The organism is Fundidesulfovibrio butyratiphilus (genome assembly GCF_054657235.1).
The window spans coordinates 1,137,561-1,156,333 of record NZ_BAAHXA010000001.1 but is presented as its reverse complement, the minus strand read 5'-3'; the positions used below and the strand labels follow the sequence as shown (position 1 = coordinate 1,156,333).

Genomic DNA, 18,773 nt, shown 5'->3' with positions numbered 1-18,773 from the left:
GCATTGCGCCGGGCTCCCTGAGCGCCGCTCATGGCCGGAACGGCGCGTCCGGGGCCAAAGCCGAAGAAGACGGCGATGCCGCGGAAGCGGCGCCGATCGACACGTTGGTCTGTGGGAAGGGGGGCGTTCCGGCCGTCAGTCGCGCGCGGGCGGGGCTGGCCGTGGTGGCGTCGCGTCATGCCCGCGAGCAAGGTTTTCTTGACGATTTCGTGTCATTTCTATAGGTTCCGTCTATATGACTTTGTAGATAGCTTTGCTTTGCCCCATGCCGTGAATCATGTTTCATCATGGTGAAATATTGTACTTTTTCTGCCGCCAAGGAGCTTGCATGAAGATCAAGAGCGTTTCCACGGTGTTCACCCTGTCCATTAGCTTGTTGCTGCTGATCGGGGTGTCGGGGTTGGTGGTGTATGTTTCAAAAGCGATATACGCCAACACATTGGAAATCGAATCTCGAAACATGGATCAGATCAGCCAAACCCTGGCCCATCAAACGAATGAATATCTTGACGGCTGTCTGAGCGTGGTCCGTTCCATGGCGTTGCAGAAAACGACCAGGGAATATCTTCAGGGCGACGGGGCGATGTCGGGCGTGATCGACGACTCCCTCGCGGCGATCATCAAAACCCGGTCCGACTTGAACAGCGTTTTTCTCGTCAACGCCCAGGGCAAGGCCGTGGCCGGAGTGACCGCCCAGGGCAAGTCCATGGCGGGAACCGATCTCTCGGGGCGGGGCTACTGGAAACCCGTGCTTGAGGGACAAGAGAGCATCAGCCGGCACATCACCAAGGGAGCCGCCACCGGCAATCTGGTGTTGACCGTCGTGGTGCCGGTGAAAAACGACACCGGAAAGGTGATCGGAGCGGTCGGCCTGGCGGTGAACTGGACCAAGTTCGTGGACGAATACGTGCGTCCGGCCAAGGTCGGCCACTCGGGCTACGCCTATTTCGTGGATTCCGACGCCGTGGTCATCGCCCACCGCCGCGACGACATGCTCCTCAAGGATGTGAGCAACCTGGCATTCGTGCGCGACAGCTTGGCCAAGAAAAACGGATACATTCGTTACGTCTTCGAAGGCGTGGACAAGCTGCAATACTTCACCGAAATCCCCCGCACGGGCTGGGTGATTTGCGTCAACGACACCGAGTCCGAACTGGCGGTGGAGGCCATCAAGCAGCGCAACGTGCTCATCGCCAGCGGCGCGGTGGTGTTCGTGGTTCTGTTGGGTCTTATCCTGACCCTGGTGCGCCGCCTCATGCTGCGTCCCATGGCCCTGGTCCAGAACTATTCGGCCCGCGTGGCCGGCGGCGACCTCATGGCCAAGCTGGAAGGAACCTTCCACTACGAATTGGCCGACCTGGCGCACAACGTTTCCACCATGACCGAAGAGCTCAAGGAAAAACTCAGCTTCGCCCAAGGCGTGCTCAAGGGCCTGGCCGCCCCGGTCTTGATCACCAACAAAGAGAACAACTTGGTCTACGCCAACCAGAACATGCTGAACCTGACCGAAAAAGGCGGCAAGGTGGACGACTACATGGGCCAAGGCGTCGATCAGTTCTTCTACAGGGAGCGGGGCCGTGACACCATCACCGCCAAGTGCATCCGGGAAAATCGGGTCTATACCGGCGTGACCACCGAATATGTCACGGACAAGGGCAAGACCCTGAACATCTCCATCGACAGCGCGCCCATGTACGACCTGGCCGGTCAATTGAGCGGCTCGATCGCCACGGTGTTCGACATCACGTCGATCATCGAGCAGCAGTGCCGCATCGAGCAGCAGGGCGAACGGATGACCGAAGCCGCCCGCACCACCCAGGAAATTTCCATGGCCATGTCCCAGGCCACGCAGCAGATTTCCGCCCAGGTGGAGCAGTGCAGCCACGGGGCCGCCGAACAGTCGCAGCGCGTGGGCGAAACGGCCACGGCCATGGAAGAAATGAACGCCACCGTGCTCGAAGTGGCGCGCAACGCCTCCAAGGCCGCGGAAACGGCGGACGAGGCCAAGAAAAAGGCCCAGGAAGGCGCGGGTATCGTCAGCAACGCGGTGCGGGGCATCGGCGAAGCCCAGAGCCAGGCCCTGGCCCTGCGCGAGGACATGACCACCCTGGGCGGACAGGCCCAGTCCATCGGGCAGATCATGACCGTGATTTCCGACATCGCGGATCAGACCAACCTCCTGGCCTTGAACGCCGCCATCGAAGCGGCCCGGGCCGGCGAGGCCGGACGCGGCTTCGCCGTGGTGGCCGACGAGGTGCGCAAGCTGGCCGAAAAGACCATGGCCGCCACCAAGGAAGTGGGCGACGCCATCGAGTCCATCCAGACGGGCACGCAAAAGAACATTCAGAACGTGGAAAAGGCCGTGTCCAAGATCGAAGAGTCCACGGACCTGGCCAACAGCTCGGGCGAAGCCCTGCATCAGATCGTCGCCCTGGTGGACCTCACCACCGACCAGGTGCGGGCCATCGCCACCGCGTCGGAAGAGCAGTCCGCGGCCAGCGAAGAGATCAATCGCAGTCTGGAAGAGGTCAACCGCATTTCGGGCGAGACCTCGCAGGCCATGCACAACGCGGCCGAATCGGTGCATGAATTGGCCGACCAGGCCAAGGTGCTCGACGAGATGATCGAGTCCATGAAGTCGGGAGGCCAAACTTCCGCGAACGCCTTGCCCGCCTCGACCAAGGCGCTCGGCCGGTAGTGCCGCGCCTGCGGGATGCGCGCACGCCCGGGGCGTGGGCGCGGAAAGGGATTTCCGGTGCTTTCCTTGAAATCAGGACCGTGGTTTTCAAGGACAAGGCGGCAGGAGCGTCCGCGCAATATGACGGCGCGCGCATGGCAAGGGCGTTTCGACGGTTGCCCCTTCGCGCCAAGTGGTGCTAAGGACTATGTGAAATAGCGCACGGAGTGCGCGGTCTTCACCAAAACCCGTACGGAGTTTCCATGATCAGCATCGAACGCATTGCCTTGGGTTTCGCTTCGTTGTGTCGGTTGGGCAAACTGCCCGTGCCCGGCACCCTGGCTTCGGTCCTGGCCACCTTGGCCGCGCCTTGGTTTTTCATGTCCGCCACGTATCCGGTCCGCCTGCTCATCGTGGTGCTGCTTTTCATCGGCGGCGGCTTGGCCTGCCAGCTGGTCGAACAGCAGGAAGGCGAACAAGACCCCAGCCTGTGCGTCATCGATGAAGTGCTGGGCCAGTGGATCGCCATCGGATTCTTCTGCACCCTGAACTTCTGGGGCTACCTCGCCGGACTGGTGCTTTTCCGGGTGTTCGACATCCTTAAGCCCTATCCCATCCGGGCCTCCGAAAAGTGGTTGCCGGGCGGCTTCGGCGTGATGCTCGACGACGTTCTGGCCGGCGTGTACTCGGCCATCGTGCTCGGCATTCTGCTCTGGCTTTTCTAGTCCCCCGCTCATTTGGACAAAAAAAGCCCGGCTCCAAGGGAGCCGGGCTTTTTTATGCCGGAAAACGCCGCTTCTTCAGCCCTTTCCGCAACACTTCTTGTATTTTTTGCCCGAACCGCACGGGCAGGGATCGTTTCGGCCCACCTTGGGTCCGGACGACACCACCGGATCCTCCACGGCCTTGACTTTGCCGTCGTAATAATACCATCGTCCGCCGCGCCGGCGGAACTTGGAGCGTTCGCGTATCTTCTGGTCCTGGCCGTCCATTTGGTAGGCAGCCACGAACTCCACCTCGCCTTCGTTGTCTTCCTCGCCGCCGCCCTTTATCGAAAGAATGGTCAGACCCTGCCAGGTGGCGTTTTCGGACCATTCCCGCGTGGCCTTTTCGTCAAAGGACGCCTGCCAACGGCTGTCGAGAGAGTCGCGAAGAAAATCCACCGCGCCGGTGGCGTAGGCGCTGTAGCGCGAACGCATCAGGGACTCGGCCGTGGGGGCGGGGACCGCCCCGGCAATGACGGGGCCGCAGCAGGCGTCAAAAGACTTGCCCGATCCGCAAGGACACGGGGTCGGAGCGTCGGAGGCGGGGATTTCGGAACTGCTGGACATGGGTATCCTTTTCAACGAAGCCTCAAGCTTCGGGTTTGAGACGCCAAGGAGCGGCGCGACTATGATGGACGAACAAAATACCATAGGCTTCGCCGACGGAGTTTTCATCGAACCGGGACTGCGCATCCCGGAGGATGAACTCACCTTCACGGCGGCGCGCGGCGGCGGACCGGGCGGACAGCACGTGAACAAGGTGAGCACGCGCGTCACCCTGAGCTTCGACGTGGCGGGGTCGCCAAGCCTGACCGACGAGCAGCGCCGACGCATCATGGAGCGACTGGCCTCGCGAGTCAACCAGGACGGTGTGCTTCGCGTCACCTCGGGCGAGTTCCGCAGCCAGGCCATGAATAAAGCCCAAACCCGACTGCGCTTCGCCGAACTCCTGCGCGGCGCCCTGGTCCGCGAAAAACCCCGACGCAAAACCAAACCCACGCTGGGCTCCAAACTCCGACGGCTGGAATCCAAAAAACGCCGCAGCCAAGTGAAAAGCTGGCGCGCCGGACGTGACGAGTAGGAAAAGAGGTCGGGCGCGGGGAGGGGCCGGGTGAGGAGTTGCCTCCGGCGGCCACGGGACTCGCGCCCCTTGGAACCCCGAGTGGGCGCTTTGCGTCGGGAGAGCGCTGAAACGAACGGGAACGGCGTCAAACTCTGGCGAGAACACTTCAGGGACGCCCAAACGGCGCACCATTCATGCTCCCTTCGCCCCAAGGATAAAGTTTTTGGGGGAGGGGAGGGGCTTGGGGAGGGGAACCCCTTTTTTGAAAAAAAGGGGTTCCCCTCCCCAGTTCTTCTCTTCCTACTTCTTTTTCTTCTTCTCCGCGAAGTCGACGATGGTTCCCGAGATGCCGGCGAGGTCGCCGGTTATGGTTTCGACGAGTCTGGCGGCGCTGGTTTCCGGGGAGACGAGGTAGCCTTTTTCGTGCCAGGAGCCGAACATGGTGCGCACGGGCGGGGCGCTGCCGCCTTCGGCTTCTCGCGCCTGACGTTGCATGCGGGTATCCACGAGTCCGGGCCGGTAGACGAAGGTGGTGAGCCAGGGGGCTTCGGCGGCGAGCTGACGGCAGAGGGTTTCCAGGGCGAGCTTGGCGGTGCAGTAGACCGCGATGCCGGGCTGTATCAGGTCGGCGGCCTTGGAGCCCAGGAATACGGCCAAGCCTTGCCCCGTGGGCATGAGCGCCGGCACGCAATGGCGCAGGAGTTGCCAACCGGCCTTGGTGTTGGCGGCGAAGACTTCGTCGTATTGTTGCTCGGTGAGTTCCCACAGGGCCGGCCCGGGGTGGAACATGCCGGCGGCGTGGATGAATCCGCCGAAATCGCCCAGGCCCACGGCGGCTTTGACGAGTTCCTTGGCTGTGGCGGCCTGGGAGGCGTCGCCGGCAACGATGGTGGGCTTGTCCCCGGCGGTTACCATGTTCTTGGTCTCTTCGAGCTGGGCTTTGTTGCGGGCGTTGATGACCAGCTTGGCCCCTTGGGCAGCCAGGGCCAGGGCCAGGGCGCGACCCAGGCCCATGGAAGCGCCGGTGAGGATGAGGGATTTTCCCTTGATCATGGTGTTCTCCTTGTGCCGGGCGTCAGCCCTGGGTCACGGTGTTGGTCAGGGTTCCTATTCCTTCGATCTCCACGGTCACGGTGTCGCCGTCTTGCAGGCGTCCCACGCCTTCGGGCGTACCGGTCAGGATCACGTCGCCGGGGAGCAGGGTCATGGAGTGTGAGACGAACTCGATGAGCTGGTCCACCTTGAAGTTCAGGTTGGCCGTGGTGTCGTCTTGGTGCACTTGGCCATTGACGGCGAGGCGTATGGAAAGGTCGGAGGGATCCAGGCCGGTGGCGATGCAGGGGCCAAGGGGCATGAAGGTATCGAAGCTTTTGGCCCTGGTCCACTGGCCGTTCAAGGGCTGGTAGTCGCGGGCCGTAACGTCGTTGGCGCAGGTGTATCCCAGAACGAAGTCCAGGGCGTTTTCGCGGGACACGTTTTTGGCGGTCTTGCCTATCACCACGGCCAGTTCGGCTTCGTAGTGCAGAGTGGTCACTCCGGGGGGGATGACCACGACTCCGCCGGGCGGCAGCAGCGACGTGGACGGCTTGAGAAAGATGATGGGCTCCTTGGGCAGGTCGGAGTGCATTTCTTGGGCGTGGCCCAGGTAGTTCTTGCCGATGCCCACGCCCTTGGACGGATTGCACGGGGACAACAGGCTCACCAGGTCGGCGGCGACCCGGCTGTCGAGCACCGTGAACTGGCCGAATACGTCGCCTCGCACCAGAAAGATGTCCGGGCCGTCCAGAACACCCCAGTGCTCCTGGGCGTCATGAAGAAAACGAACGATTTTCACGTGGTTCTCCTTGGAAATGGGGGAAGAGCGGGCAAGAAAAGACGAAGATGCCTCCGGCGGCCTGGGGGAGTGACTCCCTCGGACCCCCCCGAGTGTGCTCGTTCTTTTTGCCAGCGCCCACATCCCATGTCCAGTGCGAGAATAGGGGAAGAGAAGGACAAAGAAGGCCGCCCTGGCCAAGACGCAAGTGCCTTGGCCAGGGCGGCCGATTTTTTTTGTTTTCTCCCGCTTTCCCCCGTCCTCGCGGCGAAACCCGCCGAAGGCACCTGGGGAGTCCCGAGGGGGTCACCCCCTTGGGCGGGGGGACGGGGGCGGCGCCCCCGTTCTTCCTCTTCTCGCTGCTCTTACCTTCTGCCGCGTCCGCCCCGGTCGCCGCCGCGTCCGTTGCGGTCGCGGTCGCCGCGCGGGCGGGAGGGGGCGGCGAAGTCGGCCAGGTCGATGGTTTCACCGCGTTCTTCGAGCAGCACGGCCTTGCGCGACAGGCGCACGCGTCCGTTGGGCTCCACGGCGATGACCTTGACCTTGAGGTCTTGTCCCATGGACACGGCGTCGGCCGGGGTTTCCACCCGTCCGATGTCGAGCTGGGAGACGTGGACCAGGCCTTCGAGGCCGGGCAGAATCTCGACGACAGCGCCGCAGTCGATGATCTTTTTCACCTTGCCGTTGTAATCGCGGCCCACGTCGGCCTTCTGGTCGTAATAGAGGACCATTTCCTTGGCGCGTTCCAGGGATTCGAGGGTGGGGGCGAAGATGGAAACCTTGCCCGAGTCTTCGATATCGATGGAAGCGCCGGTGGCTCCGGTGATGGCCTTGATGGTCTTGCCGCCGGGGCCGATGACTTCGCGGATCTTGTCGGGGTTGATCTCGACCACGGCCAGTTGCGGCGCGTTGGGCGAAAGCTCGGCGCGCGGCTTGTCCAGGGTGGAGTTCATGACGCCCAGGATGTGCAGCCGGGCTTCGCGGGCCTGGGACAGGGCGGCGCGCATGACCGCCTGCGGGATGCCGGCGATCTTGATGTCCATCTGGATGCCGGTGACGCCTTCGGCAGTGCCGGCGACCTTGAAGTCCATGTCGCCCATGGCATCCTCGTCGCCCAGGATGTCGGTGAGCACGACGTACTGGTCGTCTTCCTTGATCAGGCCCATGGCCACGCCGGCCACGGCGGCCTTGATCGGCACGCCGGCGTCCATGAGCGACAGCGACGCGCCGCACACCGAAGCCATGGACGAGGAGCCGTTGGATTCCATGATTTCCGACACCACGCGCATGGTGAAGGGGAACTCGTCCCCGCTCGGCAGCACGGGCAGGATGGAGCGTTCGGCCAGCGCGCCGTGTCCGGTCTCGCGCCGGGACGGTCCGCGCAGGGGTTTGACTTCGCCCACGCAGTAGGGCGGGAAGTTGTAGTGGAGCATGAACCGCTTGGTGATGTTGCCGGCGATGGTCTCAATGCGCTGCTCGTCTCCGGCGGAGCCCAGGGTGGCGATGCACAGGGACTTGGTCTCGCCCCGGGCGAAGAGCACGGAGCCGTGGGTGCGCGGCAGCGGAGACATCTCGATTTCGATGGGGCGCACGGTCGCGGTGTCGCGTCCGTCGATGCGGGTTCCGGTCTGTTTGATGCGGGCGCGCATGATCTTCTTTTCCATGGCCTCGACAATCTCGCCGGTCTTGGCGGCCACGCCCGGTTCTTCGGGGAAGGCTTCCTTGGCGGCGGTGACGGCCTTGGCCTTGAGGGCCTTGCGGGCGTCCTTGCGGCTCATCTTGTCGGCTATGGTCAGGGCCTGGGCCAAGTCCTCGCCCACGGTGGCGGTCACCAGGTCGACCAGGGGCTGGTTTTCGACCGGGGGCGTGAATTCCAGCTTGGGCTTGCCGGACTTTTCGCGCAGTTGTTCCTGCAGGTCGAGAAGGGGCAGCACGGCCTTGTGGCCGAATTCCAGGGCGTCGGCGATGACCTCTTCGGTGACGAAGTTGCCGCCGCCTTCCACCATGACCACGGCGTCGCGCGAGGCGGCGAACACCAGGTTCAGGGAGGAGCGCTCACGCACGGACGCCGTGGGGTTGAGGACGAACTCGCCGTCCACCAGTCCCACGCGGCCGCCGGCGATGGGGCCCATGAAGGGGATCTTCGAAATGTGCAGGGCGGCCGAAGCGGCGGTGACGGCCAGCACGTCGGATTCGTTTTCGCCGTCGTAGGAGAGCACCGTGGCGATGATCTGCACCTCGTCGCGGAATCCCTTGGGGAACAGGGGCCGGTGGGGCCGGTCGATCAGGCGCGAGGTCAGCACCTCGCGTTCGGAGGGGCGTCCCACTTCGCGGCGGAAGTAGTTGCCCGGAATGTTGCCCGCGGAGTAGGCCATTTCCTGGTAGTCCACGGTGAGGGGGAAGAATCCCTTGTCGACTTCCAGGGCCTGGGTGCAGGCGGTGACCAGCACGACGGTGCCGCCGCACTGGACCCAGATGGCGCCGTCTGCCTGGTTGGCCATGCGGCCGGTTTCGAGAATGATGGTGTTTCCGCCCGCCTGGCATTCCAGACGGGTGGCGTTGTCTAAAAGACCCATATGTTGTTGTCCTTGGTTTCGGTTGCGAAGCCGCGCGGGGCGCGGGGGCCTTGCCGGCCGGACCCGAAACGTGACAAGCGCGCTGGCGGCCATGAGCCGGCCTCATTGGCTCACGGGCGCTGGCGCGCGCATTACGCTCGGGAACGGACCATGCTTCCGTGGAAATCCGGCCGGACCGCCTGGGCGAGCCGGCCGGACGCTCCGTCTATTTGCGCAGACCAAGCCTACCGATCAGGGTCCGGTAGCGATTGATGTCTTTGTTCTTCAAATAGTTGAGCAGCTTGCGGCGCTGTCCGACCAGCTTGAGCAGGCCCGTGCGGGAATGGAAATCCTTCGCGTGGGTCTTGAAGTGGTCGGTCAGGTAGACGATGCGCGAGGTGAGCAGCGCCACCTGCACCTCGGGCGACCCGGTGTCGCCGTCATGGGTTTTGTACTCTTCGATGATCTTGAGCTTGGACTCGGCCGTCATAGCCACAGCGGTATCCTCCGTTGTACGATGCTTCAGGCGGGATTGCCCCCGGGCTCCTGGGGAAAAAGTCCCCGCAGGATGGCCCACCATTGCCCGCCGTCCCGGGTCCTGACCTCGGCCAGGGCTACCGGCCGGCCCTCGGGATCCAGGAACATGGCCCTGGAACCCTCGCAGGAAAACTCCTCCCAGGCGATCCACCCGCCGTTTCGCACCAGAGCGGCCTGGCGCTCGGAAAGCGTCAGGCGCGGCCAGTGGGGCAGGGCGTCGCCAAGAGGCGTCACCTGTGGGGCCAGCCGTTCGGGTTCGGCCAGCAGGCGGGCGTGGTCGCACGCCTGGGCCAGCCCGAAGGGATGGCTGTACTCCCGGGTGAGTTTGGTCAGGTGCGCTCCGCATCCCAGTCGCGTCCCCAGGCTGTGGACCAGGGAGCGTACATAGGCGCCGGAACCCACCGTCACCCGGAAATCTATGTCGGGGAGGTCCATACGTAAGACCTCCGCGTCGAAAACTTGAATCGGCTTCACCACCACCGGAACATCCCGTCCCTTGCGGGCCAGGGCGTAGAGCGGCTTTCCCCCAACCTTTACGGCGGAGTAGGGCGGTATCTCCTGGGTGGTCATGGCCTTCCAGGCGTCAACGGCCTGGGCGGCCTGTTCGGGCGTGACCCGGTCCCAAGGCGCCTCGGCCGTGACCCGGCCTTCGGCGTCGAAGGTGTCCGTGGTCACTCCCAGGCGCAAACTTCCCGAGTATATCTTGATTCCTTCGGTGAGAAAAGGGGCCAATTTTGTGCCTTCGCCGAGAAGCACCACCAAAACGCCCGTGGCCATGGGGTCCAGGGTGCCGGCGTGACCTATCTTTTTTTGGCCCAGGCGGTGCTTGATGTCCTGCACGCACTCCGACGACGTGGGGCCCTGGGGTTTGTCGAGCACCAGCACGCCATGCATCTGGGGGGGACGGGGCTTTTTTTCCACTAGGCTTCCAACACCTTGCTCAAGGCCTCCACCAGTTGGACTTCGGATTCGTCCAGCGTGCCGGAAAAACTCGCGCCGGAAGCGCTCTTGTGGCCACCACCGCCAAAGGCCGCCGCCACGGGCTGGATGTCCACCCCCTCCAGGGAGCGCAGGCTGATCTTGACCATGCGCCCCTGGTCTTCGCGCAGAAGCAGGGCCACCTTGGTGCCACGGATGCGCAACACGTAGTTGATGAGCCCTTCGGTGTCGGCCTTTCCGGCGCCCAGGCGCGCCAGCTGTTCGAGAGTGATGCGGATGACGCCCAGCCGGCCGTCGTAGTATTGGCGCGCGCTGGTGAGCACTTCGCCGAAGAGGCGGATGCGCGCGGTGGTCCACTGGTTTTCGATCAGGGCGTTGACCCGGCCGGGGCGCATGCCCAGGCGGATGATGCGTGCGGCCATTTCCATGCATTCTGGGCCGGTGTTGCCGTAGCTGAAGGAGCCGGTGTCCGAGACCAGGCACAGGTACACGGCCTCGCCCAGGTGGCCGGCCAGGGGCACGCCGGCGGCTTCGGCCAGCATGCCCACCATTTCGCCGGTGGAAGAAAGTTCCGGCTCCACCCAGTTGAACGCGCCCCAACGGGTGTTGTCGATATGGTGGTCGATGACGAGCACCTTGGCCCCTTGCATGGCGGCTTCGAGCGCCGGTCCGGCGCGGCGCTGGTCTCCGCAATCCAGGGTGACGATCCAGTCGTAACCGCCTTCGGGTATGGTGGTTTCCACCGGGGCGGGCAGGGGCAGCCAGTCGTACTGCTCGGGCATGCCGGTGCAGTTGTACAGGTGAAAGCTTTTGCCCAGGGCGGTAAGCAGGTGGGCCATGGCCGCCATGGAGCCGGCGGCGTCGCCGTCCGGCGAGGCGTGCGAAGTGACCAGAAAGCGATCCTCGCTGGTGAGTACCCGCAGGATGTCATGCATGGGGCTGGCCATAGACCATGGTCTCCAGAAAGTCGTCGTGTTTGAAGCGCAGTTCGGGAACCGACTTCATCTTGAGCGCCCGGCTCAGATGGGAGCGCAAAAATCCCTTGGCCTTTTCCAGGCCTTGGGCCGCGGCCTTGCGGCGTTCGTCGTCGCCATGCAGGGTGTAGAGCACCGTGGCCACCGAAAGGTCGGGATTCAAGCGCACTCCGCTGATGGTCACCAGTTCGAGCCTGGGGTCCTGTATCTCTTCGGCCAGCATGAGGGCCAGCTCGCGCAGAATCTGGTCGGCCAGACGCATGGAGCGGCGGGAGGGGCCGGCGTGTGTGGTCATGCAACTTCCTGTCCGGGCGGCGCTTGCGCTCCTCGAAAGGGCGCCCGCGGGTCCCGGGTGTTCGTCCAGTTTGAAGGCGGCGTCGTTTCAGCAGGGACAGGGGCGAAAACGCGTCACTGCCCGATGAGTTCGATATCGTCGTATATAAGTTCCGCCTCGTCCGCGGCAACCACCATGTTGAGGGCCTTTTGCAAAAGCCCCCGCGCGTGGCCCGCGTCCGGGCTCACCGTGACCACGCCCAGCACCAGGGAGTCGAGCACGTCCTGGTGGGCGACTTCGCTTACGGCCACGTTGAACTTGTTGCGCAATTTCATTTTCAAACGCTGCGTCACCGAGCGTTTCCCTTTGAGGGAATCGTTGCCGTGCAGGCGAAATTCCAAGGTGAGCACGCCAACGATCATGCACTTTTCCGCCAGCGTTTCGAAGCGTTCTTCAGCGTGTGTTGCGTCACCGGGAAAAGTCCGTGTTCCGTGTCGTCAAACCGTTCGCGCTTCCTGACGCGGGACGCGGCGTCCCGCCCGGTGGAAGTGTTCATTGGGCAGCCTGCAGTCTCGGCAGGAGGTCCTTGGCGATGGCGGCCGCGGCGTTTTGTATTCCCGTCTTGTTCCAGTGGATATCGTAGGCGTGCATTCGGGGGGAATTCGCGCCGAATGCCTGATACAGGTCTATGTAATCCGTATGGGTCTGCTTGGCCAGGGCTATGATCTTGTTTTTGTATTCCTGGTCCACGAAAGGGCGTTTGGCCTTCTGGTCGCGATAGTCGAACTCCTCTTTGCGAGCGTTGTGCAGAAAAGAGCAATCGTCCGTGATCACCAACAGGAAGCGAAAGCCGTTTTGTTTCGCCAATTCGTTAAAGGCCTGCAGGGCGCATCGCGTGCAATCCAGGGCGTTGCGGAACACGCCGGGCATCTGGTCGGTGGGAGTCCAGAACATGGTGTTCATGTCCAGGTCGTCGGGAAAATTCCAGTCGGCCAGAAGGGCGTTGTAATACGGATCGGAGCGCAATTGCTGATAGCGATAGGCGTATTGCGCGTCCCGGGCGACGCTGTCCTTGAGCCAGTTGAAGAGGGAGAGTTCGCTCAGGTGTTTTTCCAAAAATTCTTCCAGCACGACGTAAAATGTCTTTAGATGATAGGAGGGAAGCTCTTTCAAGGCGTATTGCGACGCATCGGGATCCGCCGAAATCCTGGAGCATTGACCGTCGCGCCATGCGAAAGTCGGTTGGGAGGCATGGAGCGGGTGTTGCCGCTCCCTGATGGCGTTGAGGATGGCGGAATCGTTCTCGAATGTGCTGGAGTTGAAGACGACCGGAACGAACTCCGGATGGAATTGCAGTCCGAGTTGTTCCACGTAGGCGAACATGGTGCCCAGCCCGATGCCGGGAAAGGCCATGGGGATCATTTCGAAGGGGCGGTCCTTGACGCCTTCGTTAAGGGCGTTTTCCAGCATGCCGATCAAAACGGAGCCGGAGACGAACGAATCTCCGACCAGAAGAATGCGACGCTTTCCGGTCGCGGCCGGGTCCCTCGCGTGGTCGTCGAACCCCAGGGAGTTGATGAGCGTCGAGGCCGAATCGGGATCGAAACGGATTCCTGTTGGCGCATCGACGCGGAAGCGCACGGGGGGGACGTAGGTCGTTGTGGAGCGCGTGTAGTGTTCATACCCGTAGAGAAAAAGGGACAAGCACGCGATGAGCAACGCGGTGAACAGAAAAAAGCGTTTCACCATGGACGGCGTACTCGTAAAGAAAGGAGGATAGACATATCGCGGGCGGTTCTCTGAGCCTGCCGGGAGGCATAATCGGCGTGCGACGCGCGGCCGTGAAGGCGAAGGGGCGGCCCGGAAGGCCGCCCCCGGCTGTTACAGCGTATCTTTTTCTTCCACGGTCTCGAAGGCTTCGATAATGTCGCCGACCTTGAGATCGTTGTAGTTTTCGATGCCCATGCCGCACTCGTAGCCCTTGGTCACTTCCTTGACGTCGTCCTTGAAGCGCTTGAGGCTGGCCAGCTTGCCAGTGTGGATCACCACGCCCTGGCGGGTGAGCCGGATGAGGGCGTTGCGGGTGATCTTGCCGTCGAGCACGCCGCAGCCGGCCACGGTGCCCACCTTGGGCACGTTGAAGGTCTGGCGCACTTCGGCCTGACCCAGGTACTGCTCCTTGAGCACCGGAGCCAGCATGCCCGACATGGCGTCCTTGATCTCTTCCACCAGCTTGTAGATGATATCGTAGAAGCGAATGTCCACGTTCTCGCGTTCGGCCAGGTCCTTGACCTTGACCGAGGGGCGCACGTTGAAGCCGATGACGATGGCCGAAGAAGCCGCAGCCAGAAGCACGTCGGATTCGGTGATGGCGCCCGTGCCGGAGTGGATGACCTGCACCTTCACCTTGTCGCCCGAAAGCTTGTTCAGGGCGTCGACGATGGCCTCCTGGGACCCCTGCACGTCGCTCTTGAGCACCAGCTTGAGCACCTGGGCCTCGGCTTCGGCGCGCGAGGCGAGGAAGGTCTCCAGGGTGAGCTTGGTGGCCTTGCCCAGCTCGCGTTCGCGCTGCTTGGCCAGGCGGGTCTCGGCGATGCGCCGGGCGACTTTTTCGTCCTCAAGGCAGGTGAAGACCTCGCCCGCCTCGGGCACGCCCTCGAACCCCTGTACCTCCACGGGCATGGCCGGACCGGCGGTCTTGATCTTGCGGCCCTGGTCGTCGAACAGCGCCCGCACCCGGCCCGAGAACAGGCCGCACACAAAGGCGTCGCCCTGGTGGATGGTGCCTTCCTCGATGAGCACCGTGGCCACAGGGCCTCGGCCCTTGTCGAGCTTGGCTTCGACGATGTGGCCCTTGGCCCGCTTGTCCGGGTTGGCCTTGAGTTCGAGCACTTCGGCCTGGAGGAGGATCATCTCCAACAGGGCGTCCAGACCGGTGCGCTGCTTGGCCGAAACGTAGGCGTAGATGCTCTCTCCGCCCCATTCCTCGGGCACCAGGCCCAGGTCGGCCAACTCGCGCTTGACCCGGTCCGGCTCGGCGCCGGGTTTGTCGATCTTGTTGACCGCCACCACGATGGGTACGCCGGCCGCCTTGGAGTGGTTTATGGCCTCGCGGGTCTGATCCATGACGCCGTCGTCGGCGGCCACGACCAGAACAACGATGTCGGTGACCTTGGCCCCGCGGGCGCGCATGGCCGTGAAGGCTTCGTGACCGGGGGTGTCGAGAAAGACCACGTTTCCGCGCGGGGTGGAGACATGGTAGGCGCCGATATGCTGGGTGATGCCGCCGGCTTCGCCCATGACCACGTTGGTGGAGCGGATGGCGTCGAGCAGCGAAGTCTTGCCGTGGTCGACGTGGCCCATGATGGTCACGACCGGCGGGCGCGGCACGCGGTGCTCGTCCTCGTCGGGGGTGTCGACCTCCAGGAACTGCTCCTCGTCGAAGCCGACCTTTTCCACTTCGTAGCCGAATTCGGAACAGGCCAGAACGGCGGTGTCGTAGTCCAGGGACTGGTTGATGGTGGCCATCATGCCCATGGAAAAGAGCACCTTGATCAGGTCCTGGGCCTTGATGCCCATCTGACGGGCCATGTCCGAAACGCGGATGGCGTCGTCCATGCGGATCTTGCGCTTGACGGCCTTCTGCGGCTGGCTCTGGGCCTGGGCGGCCAGAATCTGGGCCACCTGATCGACGCCCTTCTTGTTCTTCTTGGGGCCGCGTCCGCCGCGTCCGGTCTTGTCATGGATGTCCATGCCGCGTTTCTTGCCGCGTCCGCGCGAATCGCCGTCGTCAAGGGGAGCGGACTGCGCGCCGAATTCCACCACGCGCTTGTCCTTGCGGCGCTTGCGCGAGTCGGAGTCGGAAGGCGGAAGTCCGGGCTTGCCGCCGTCGCCGGGGCGCGGTCCGCCTGGGCCGGCGGGGCGCGGGCCGCCTGGGCCGGCGGGACGTGGGCCGTAGCCTCCGGGACGCGGGCCGCCGGGACCGCCGGGGCGCGGGCCGTAGCCGCCGGGGCGCGGGCCGCCGGGGCCGCCGGGCCGCTGGCCGTAGCCGCCGCCCGGAGCGCTCGGCCGGGCTTCGGGCTGGCGCGGTTCCGGAGCCCGGGGCTCGGGCATGGAAATAATACGCACTTGCGGCCCGATGGGCACTTCGCGCTTGGGTTTTTTCTTGCGCTTTTCGCCTGCGGCACCTTCACCTGCGGCGCCTTCGCCCGCGGCTCCTTCGGTAGGGGCCTGCTCGGGCTTGGCCGTCTCCGCGGGCTCCTCGCCGGTCGCGTCCTGGGGCTTGGCCGGCTCGCCGGGCTGCTCCGCCTTGGCTTCGGCCTGCGCGGGCGCGGACTCTTCCGCCTTGAGCTCAGGCTTGCTTTCAGCCGTGCTTTCGGCCGCGGCTTCGGGAGCGGCGGCAGTCTCTTCCGCGACTGTGGCTTGCGGGGCGGCAGGCGGGGGAGGCGTCTGCTCCATGGCCGGGGTCGGTTCCGGTTCGGGCGCGGGCTTGGGCTCGTCACCCATGGAAATAATGCGCGCGGGCGGCGTCTCGATCACGCGGGCGCTCTTGGACGATCGGGAACGCTTGGCCGGAGCCTGCGGTTTGGATTCTTCCGGCTCGGACGCGCTGTCGGGGACGGGCGAGACCGTTTCCTCCTGACGCGCGGGCTGCGGCGCCTGGGAGGCTGGTTGTTCGGGAGCGCGAGCCTGGGCCGGCGCGGCCGGCTCCTCGCCTCCGCGGGTATGGGCGCGTCGACGACGCACCACCACCCCGGGCTGCGACTGACTCTGCACCACCTCGGACCGGGAAAGTCCCTGGCGGATCTTTTCGCGCACCTGCGCAACCTGGTCGTCCTCAAGGGTCGCCATCTCGCTCGATACGCGGATGTCGAGCTCCCTCAAGGCGTGATAAATGTCTTTGTTGCCAACCTTGAGCTCTTTGGCGAGGTCCCTGACCCTAAGCTTCGTCACTGTTGCCTTCCCCCTTGCCCTTCCGTTTCCTCACGGCGGCGGCGCGCCTTGGCAGGGCTTCCCGGCAGGATTCCCCGGCGCAGCAATAATAACCCCTTCCGGGCTGTACGGCCGCCAAGTCCGGGGCGAATTCGCCGCGCCAGACGTGGCGGATAAGTTCGTTCTTGGGCAGCCTCTTGCGACACACCACGCAGGTGCGCACAGGGCCTTCCTTGACCGTGTCAGACGTTTTCTTCGTCATCCCCGGTATGTTCCCGTTCCGACGGCTTGTCTTCGGCTTCTTGCGCAGGCGCTTCGCCGGTTGTTTCCTCGACCGCTTGCCCGGTTTCGGTCCCGGCGACCTCGTCAACCGGGGTCTCGTCCTCCGGGGTCTCGTTCTCCCCGGCCTCGTCCTCGTTTTCCGGGGCGGGCGGGGGCGTGGGCATGAGCAGCCGGATGGCCGCGCGCAGGTGGTCGAGCTTGGTGGGCGTCATGCCCTCGATGCGTTCGAGTTCCTCGTCCGTGGCTTCGGCCAGCATGGCCACGGTGTCGAAACCGGCGTTGAGGAAGTTGTCCATGTTCATTTCGGCCACACTGGCCAACTGCTCCATGCCGGCGCGGGCGGCGTTGAGCTCGGCGTAGCGCGAATCGGTGAAAATATCGATCTTCCAGCCCAGGAGTTTGGCGGCCAGCTTGACGTTTTGGCCCTTGCGGCCGATGGCCAGGGTGAGCTGATCGTCGGGCACCACCACTTCGAGGGTCTTGTCGTCCTCGTCGACCATGATGCGGGTGATTCGCGCCGGCGACAGGGCGTTGGCCGCGAACGTGGCGATTTCGGGGTGCCAGACCACGATGTCGATGCGCTCGCCGTGCAATTCCTGCACGATGTTCTGGATGCGCGAACCGCGAATGCCCACGCAAGCGCCCACGGGATCGACGTCGCGGTCCTTGGACGAAACGGCCACCTTGGCCCGGGAGCCGGGATCGCGCGCCACGCCCAGGATGCGCACCGTGCCGTCGGAAACTTCGGGCACTTCGCGCTTGAAGAGTTGAGCCATGTAGTCGGGGTGCGTGCGCGAGACGATGATCTGGGGACCGCGTCCCTGGGGCAGCACCTCGATGATGAAGGCCTGCACCCGGTCGCCGCGTTTGTAGCGTTCGCGGGGGATCTGCTCTTCCTTGGGCAGCATGGCCTCGGTGCGTCCGAGGTTGATGATCCAGCCGCCCCGGTCGCGGCGCTGGATGATGCCCGAAACGATCTCGCCCTTGCGGTCCTTGTATTCCTCGTAGATGATTTCCTGCTCGGCGTCGCGCATGCGCTGGATGATCACCTGCTTGGCCGACTGGGCCGCGATGCGTCCCAGGTCTTCGACTTTGAGCTTGAAGCCCAGTTCGTCGTCGAGCTGGACGTTGGGATCCACGAGCACGGCCTCTTCGAGGGTGATTTCCGTGGTGGGGTCTTCCACCTCGTCCACCACGATCTTGAAATGAAAAACGTCGATTTCGCCGGATTCGTCGTTGTAGCTGACTTCCACATCCATGTGGTCACCGTACTTGCGGGCCACGGAAGAACGCACCGCTTCCTCCAGCGTGTCAATGAGCAGGTCGCGGTCTATGCCGCGGTCCTTGCTGATCTGATCGATTGCCTTGCGAAGCTCCATGCCCATTGGCGTCCTCCGAAAGCCGGGCGCGCGGCGTCCGGCGTTGTCTTCCTTCAGTCTCTTCGTCCGCCCCGGGGTGGTTTGGGCGTCTCGAATTCGTGCACCAGCCTGGCCTTGGACACGTCCGCCCAGGCGAAGCGGAACGAAACGCCCTCGCAGTCGAGGCGAAAATCGTCCGCGCCCAGTTCGGCCAGAAGCCCGCGAAATCGCTTGCGGCCTTCCACAGGCGCGGCCAAAGTGACGTCGAGCACGCGGCCCACGTACGGGGCCAACTGGGAAAAGGCGAAAAACCTCCGTTCCAGGCCCGGCGACGAGACTTCGAGCTGGTAGGAACCCCGGATGAGGTCCTCCACGTCGAGAGCCAGACCCACCTGGCGGCTGACCTGGGCGCATTGCTCCACATCCACCCCCTGGGGGGAGTCGAGAAACAGACGCACCAGGGGGCGTCCGGCTCCGCCCGCGATTTCCAGTCCCCACAGGGTCAGGCCCAGGGTCTGGACAAAGGGCTCGGCCAGCTCGCGCAGCCTGTCCAGTGTCGCTTGGTTGTCCATGCTCATGCCGGGTTGGAGGTCATAATAAAAAAA

At 64.0% G+C, this 18,773-nt stretch carries 17 protein-coding genes; 3 read left to right on the top strand and 14 right to left on the bottom strand.

Annotated elements, in window-relative coordinates; translation table 11 throughout:
• Positions 1 to 328: 328 nt before the first annotated feature.
• Positions 329 to 2,698 carry a methyl-accepting chemotaxis protein gene (locus ACYQ01_RS05630; RefSeq protein ID WP_459932847.1) on the top strand — a complete coding sequence of 790 codons (2,370 nt, stop codon included), beginning with the start codon at positions 329 to 331 and terminating at the stop codon, positions 2,696 to 2,698.
• A gap of 242 nt (positions 2,699 to 2,940) precedes the next feature.
• Positions 2,941 to 3,402 carry a phosphatidylglycerophosphatase A family protein gene (locus ACYQ01_RS05625; protein ID WP_459932846.1) on the top strand — a complete coding sequence of 154 codons (462 nt, stop codon included), beginning with the start codon at positions 2,941 to 2,943 and terminating at the stop codon, positions 3,400 to 3,402.
• Between the two features lie 75 nt (positions 3,403 to 3,477).
• Here ACYQ01_RS05625 and ACYQ01_RS05620 read toward each other — a convergent pair whose 3' ends face one another.
• A complete protein-coding gene (locus tag ACYQ01_RS05620) occupies positions 3,478 to 4,008 on the bottom strand; it encodes a YchJ family protein (RefSeq protein WP_459932845.1) in 531 nt (176 codons plus the stop codon).
• Between the two features lie 61 nt (positions 4,009 to 4,069).
• Here ACYQ01_RS05620 and arfB point away from each other — a divergent pair, with 61 nt between their 5' ends.
• Positions 4,070 to 4,522 carry an alternative ribosome rescue aminoacyl-tRNA hydrolase ArfB gene (arfB, locus tag ACYQ01_RS05615; protein WP_459932844.1) on the top strand — a complete coding sequence of 151 codons (453 nt, stop codon included), beginning with the start codon at positions 4,070 to 4,072 and terminating at the stop codon, positions 4,520 to 4,522.
• Between the two features lie 282 nt (positions 4,523 to 4,804).
• On the opposite strand, the gene ACYQ01_RS05610 is transcribed toward arfB, so the two are convergent.
• From ACYQ01_RS05610 to ACYQ01_RS05550, 13 genes are all read right to left on the bottom strand, one after another.
• On the bottom strand, positions 4,805 to 5,557 hold the full coding sequence (locus ACYQ01_RS05610; RefSeq protein WP_459932843.1) for an SDR family NAD(P)-dependent oxidoreductase: 753 nt from the start codon (positions 5,555 to 5,557) through the stop codon (positions 4,805 to 4,807).
• Positions 5,558 to 5,579: 22 nt separating this feature from the next.
• A complete protein-coding gene (locus ACYQ01_RS05605) occupies positions 5,580 to 6,338 on the bottom strand; it encodes a fumarylacetoacetate hydrolase family protein (RefSeq protein ID WP_459932842.1) in 759 nt (252 codons plus the stop codon).
• A 344-nt stretch (positions 6,339 to 6,682) separates the two neighbouring features.
• Positions 6,683 to 8,893, bottom strand: coding sequence for a polyribonucleotide nucleotidyltransferase (gene pnp, locus ACYQ01_RS05600; protein ID WP_459932841.1), 2,211 nt, complete (start codon positions 8,891 to 8,893; stop codon positions 6,683 to 6,685).
• Positions 8,894 to 9,098: 205 nt separating this feature from the next.
• The gene (gene rpsO / locus ACYQ01_RS05595) at positions 9,099 to 9,368 is read right to left on the bottom strand and encodes a 30S ribosomal protein S15 (RefSeq protein ID WP_459932840.1); all 270 of its coding nucleotides are present in this window, start codon (positions 9,366 to 9,368) and stop codon (positions 9,099 to 9,101) included.
• 26 nt (positions 9,369 to 9,394) lie between these two features.
• Positions 9,395 to 10,303 carry a tRNA pseudouridine(55) synthase TruB gene (truB, locus tag ACYQ01_RS05590; RefSeq protein WP_459933892.1) on the bottom strand — a complete coding sequence of 303 codons (909 nt, stop codon included), beginning with the start codon at positions 10,301 to 10,303 and terminating at the stop codon, positions 9,395 to 9,397.
• A 26-nt stretch (positions 10,304 to 10,329) separates the two neighbouring features.
• Positions 10,330 to 11,295, bottom strand: coding sequence for a DHH family phosphoesterase (locus ACYQ01_RS05585; RefSeq protein WP_459932839.1), 966 nt, complete (start codon positions 11,293 to 11,295; stop codon positions 10,330 to 10,332).
• Positions 11,276 to 11,617, bottom strand: a complete 342-nt coding sequence (gene rbfA / locus ACYQ01_RS05580; protein WP_459932838.1) for a 30S ribosome-binding factor RbfA — start codon at positions 11,615 to 11,617, stop codon at positions 11,276 to 11,278. Before rbfA ends, ACYQ01_RS05585 begins: the two co-directional genes overlap by 20 nt.
• Positions 11,618 to 11,730: 113 nt before the next feature.
• Positions 11,731 to 12,018 carry a DUF503 domain-containing protein gene (locus ACYQ01_RS05575; RefSeq protein ID WP_459932837.1) on the bottom strand — a complete coding sequence of 96 codons (288 nt, stop codon included), beginning with the start codon at positions 12,016 to 12,018 and terminating at the stop codon, positions 11,731 to 11,733.
• A 130-nt stretch (positions 12,019 to 12,148) separates the two neighbouring features.
• Entirely contained in the window at positions 12,149 to 13,345 is a 1,197-nt protein-coding gene (locus ACYQ01_RS05570; RefSeq protein WP_459932836.1) for a hypothetical protein, read from the bottom strand.
• 132 nt (positions 13,346 to 13,477) lie between these two features.
• A complete protein-coding gene (gene infB / locus ACYQ01_RS05565; protein ID WP_459932835.1) occupies positions 13,478 to 16,549 on the bottom strand; it encodes a translation initiation factor IF-2 in 3,072 nt (1,023 codons plus the stop codon).
• Positions 16,536 to 16,790 (bottom strand): YlxR family protein, encoded by a 255-nt coding sequence (locus tag ACYQ01_RS05560; protein WP_459932834.1) that lies wholly within the window; start codon positions 16,788 to 16,790, stop codon positions 16,536 to 16,538. Before ACYQ01_RS05560 ends, infB begins: the two co-directional genes overlap by 14 nt.
• Entirely contained in the window at positions 16,771 to 18,195 is a 1,425-nt protein-coding gene (gene nusA / locus ACYQ01_RS05555) for a transcription termination factor NusA (RefSeq protein WP_459932833.1), read from the bottom strand. Before nusA ends, ACYQ01_RS05560 begins: the two co-directional genes overlap by 20 nt.
• Before the next feature lie 47 nt (positions 18,196 to 18,242).
• Complete coding sequence (locus ACYQ01_RS05550) at positions 18,243 to 18,746, bottom strand: ribosome maturation factor RimP (protein WP_459932832.1); 504 nt, start codon at positions 18,744 to 18,746, stop codon at positions 18,243 to 18,245.
• Positions 18,747 to 18,773: the final 27 nt, after the last annotated feature.

What these genes read in the sequence shown, in the direction of transcription:
- ACYQ01_RS05560 (WP_459932834.1), bottom strand. Translation starts at nt 16,790, where the DNA reads ATGACGAAGAAAACGTCTGACACGGTCAAGGAAGGCCCTGTGCGCACC.
- arfB (WP_459932844.1), top strand. Translation starts at nt 4,070, where the DNA reads ATGATGGACGAACAAAATACCATAGGCTTCGCCGACGGAGTTTTCATC.
- ACYQ01_RS05550 (WP_459932832.1), bottom strand. Translation starts at nt 18,746, where the DNA reads ATGAGCATGGACAACCAAGCGACACTGGACAGGCTGCGCGAGCTGGCC.
- ACYQ01_RS05620 (WP_459932845.1), bottom strand. Translation starts at nt 4,008, where the DNA reads ATGTCCAGCAGTTCCGAAATCCCCGCCTCCGACGCTCCGACCCCGTGT.
- pnp (WP_459932841.1), bottom strand. Translation starts at nt 8,893, where the DNA reads ATGGGTCTTTTAGACAACGCCACCCGTCTGGAATGCCAGGCGGGCGGA.
- rbfA (WP_459932838.1), bottom strand. Translation starts at nt 11,617, where the DNA reads ATGACCACACACGCCGGCCCCTCCCGCCGCTCCATGCGTCTGGCCGAC.
- truB (WP_459933892.1), bottom strand. Translation starts at nt 10,303, where the DNA reads ATGCATGGCGTGCTGGTGCTCGACAAACCCCAGGGCCCCACGTCGTCG.
- nusA (WP_459932833.1), bottom strand. Translation starts at nt 18,195, where the DNA reads ATGGGCATGGAGCTTCGCAAGGCAATCGATCAGATCAGCAAGGACCGC.
- ACYQ01_RS05610 (WP_459932843.1), bottom strand. Translation starts at nt 5,557, where the DNA reads ATGATCAAGGGAAAATCCCTCATCCTCACCGGCGCTTCCATGGGCCTG.
- ACYQ01_RS05625 (WP_459932846.1), top strand. Translation starts at nt 2,941, where the DNA reads ATGATCAGCATCGAACGCATTGCCTTGGGTTTCGCTTCGTTGTGTCGG.
- ACYQ01_RS05570 (WP_459932836.1), bottom strand. Translation starts at nt 13,345, where the DNA reads ATGGTGAAACGCTTTTTTCTGTTCACCGCGTTGCTCATCGCGTGCTTG.
- ACYQ01_RS05575 (WP_459932837.1), bottom strand. Translation starts at nt 12,018, where the DNA reads ATGATCGTTGGCGTGCTCACCTTGGAATTTCGCCTGCACGGCAACGAT.
- ACYQ01_RS05630 (WP_459932847.1), top strand. Translation starts at nt 329, where the DNA reads ATGAAGATCAAGAGCGTTTCCACGGTGTTCACCCTGTCCATTAGCTTG.
- ACYQ01_RS05585 (WP_459932839.1), bottom strand. Translation starts at nt 11,295, where the DNA reads ATGGCCAGCCCCATGCATGACATCCTGCGGGTACTCACCAGCGAGGAT.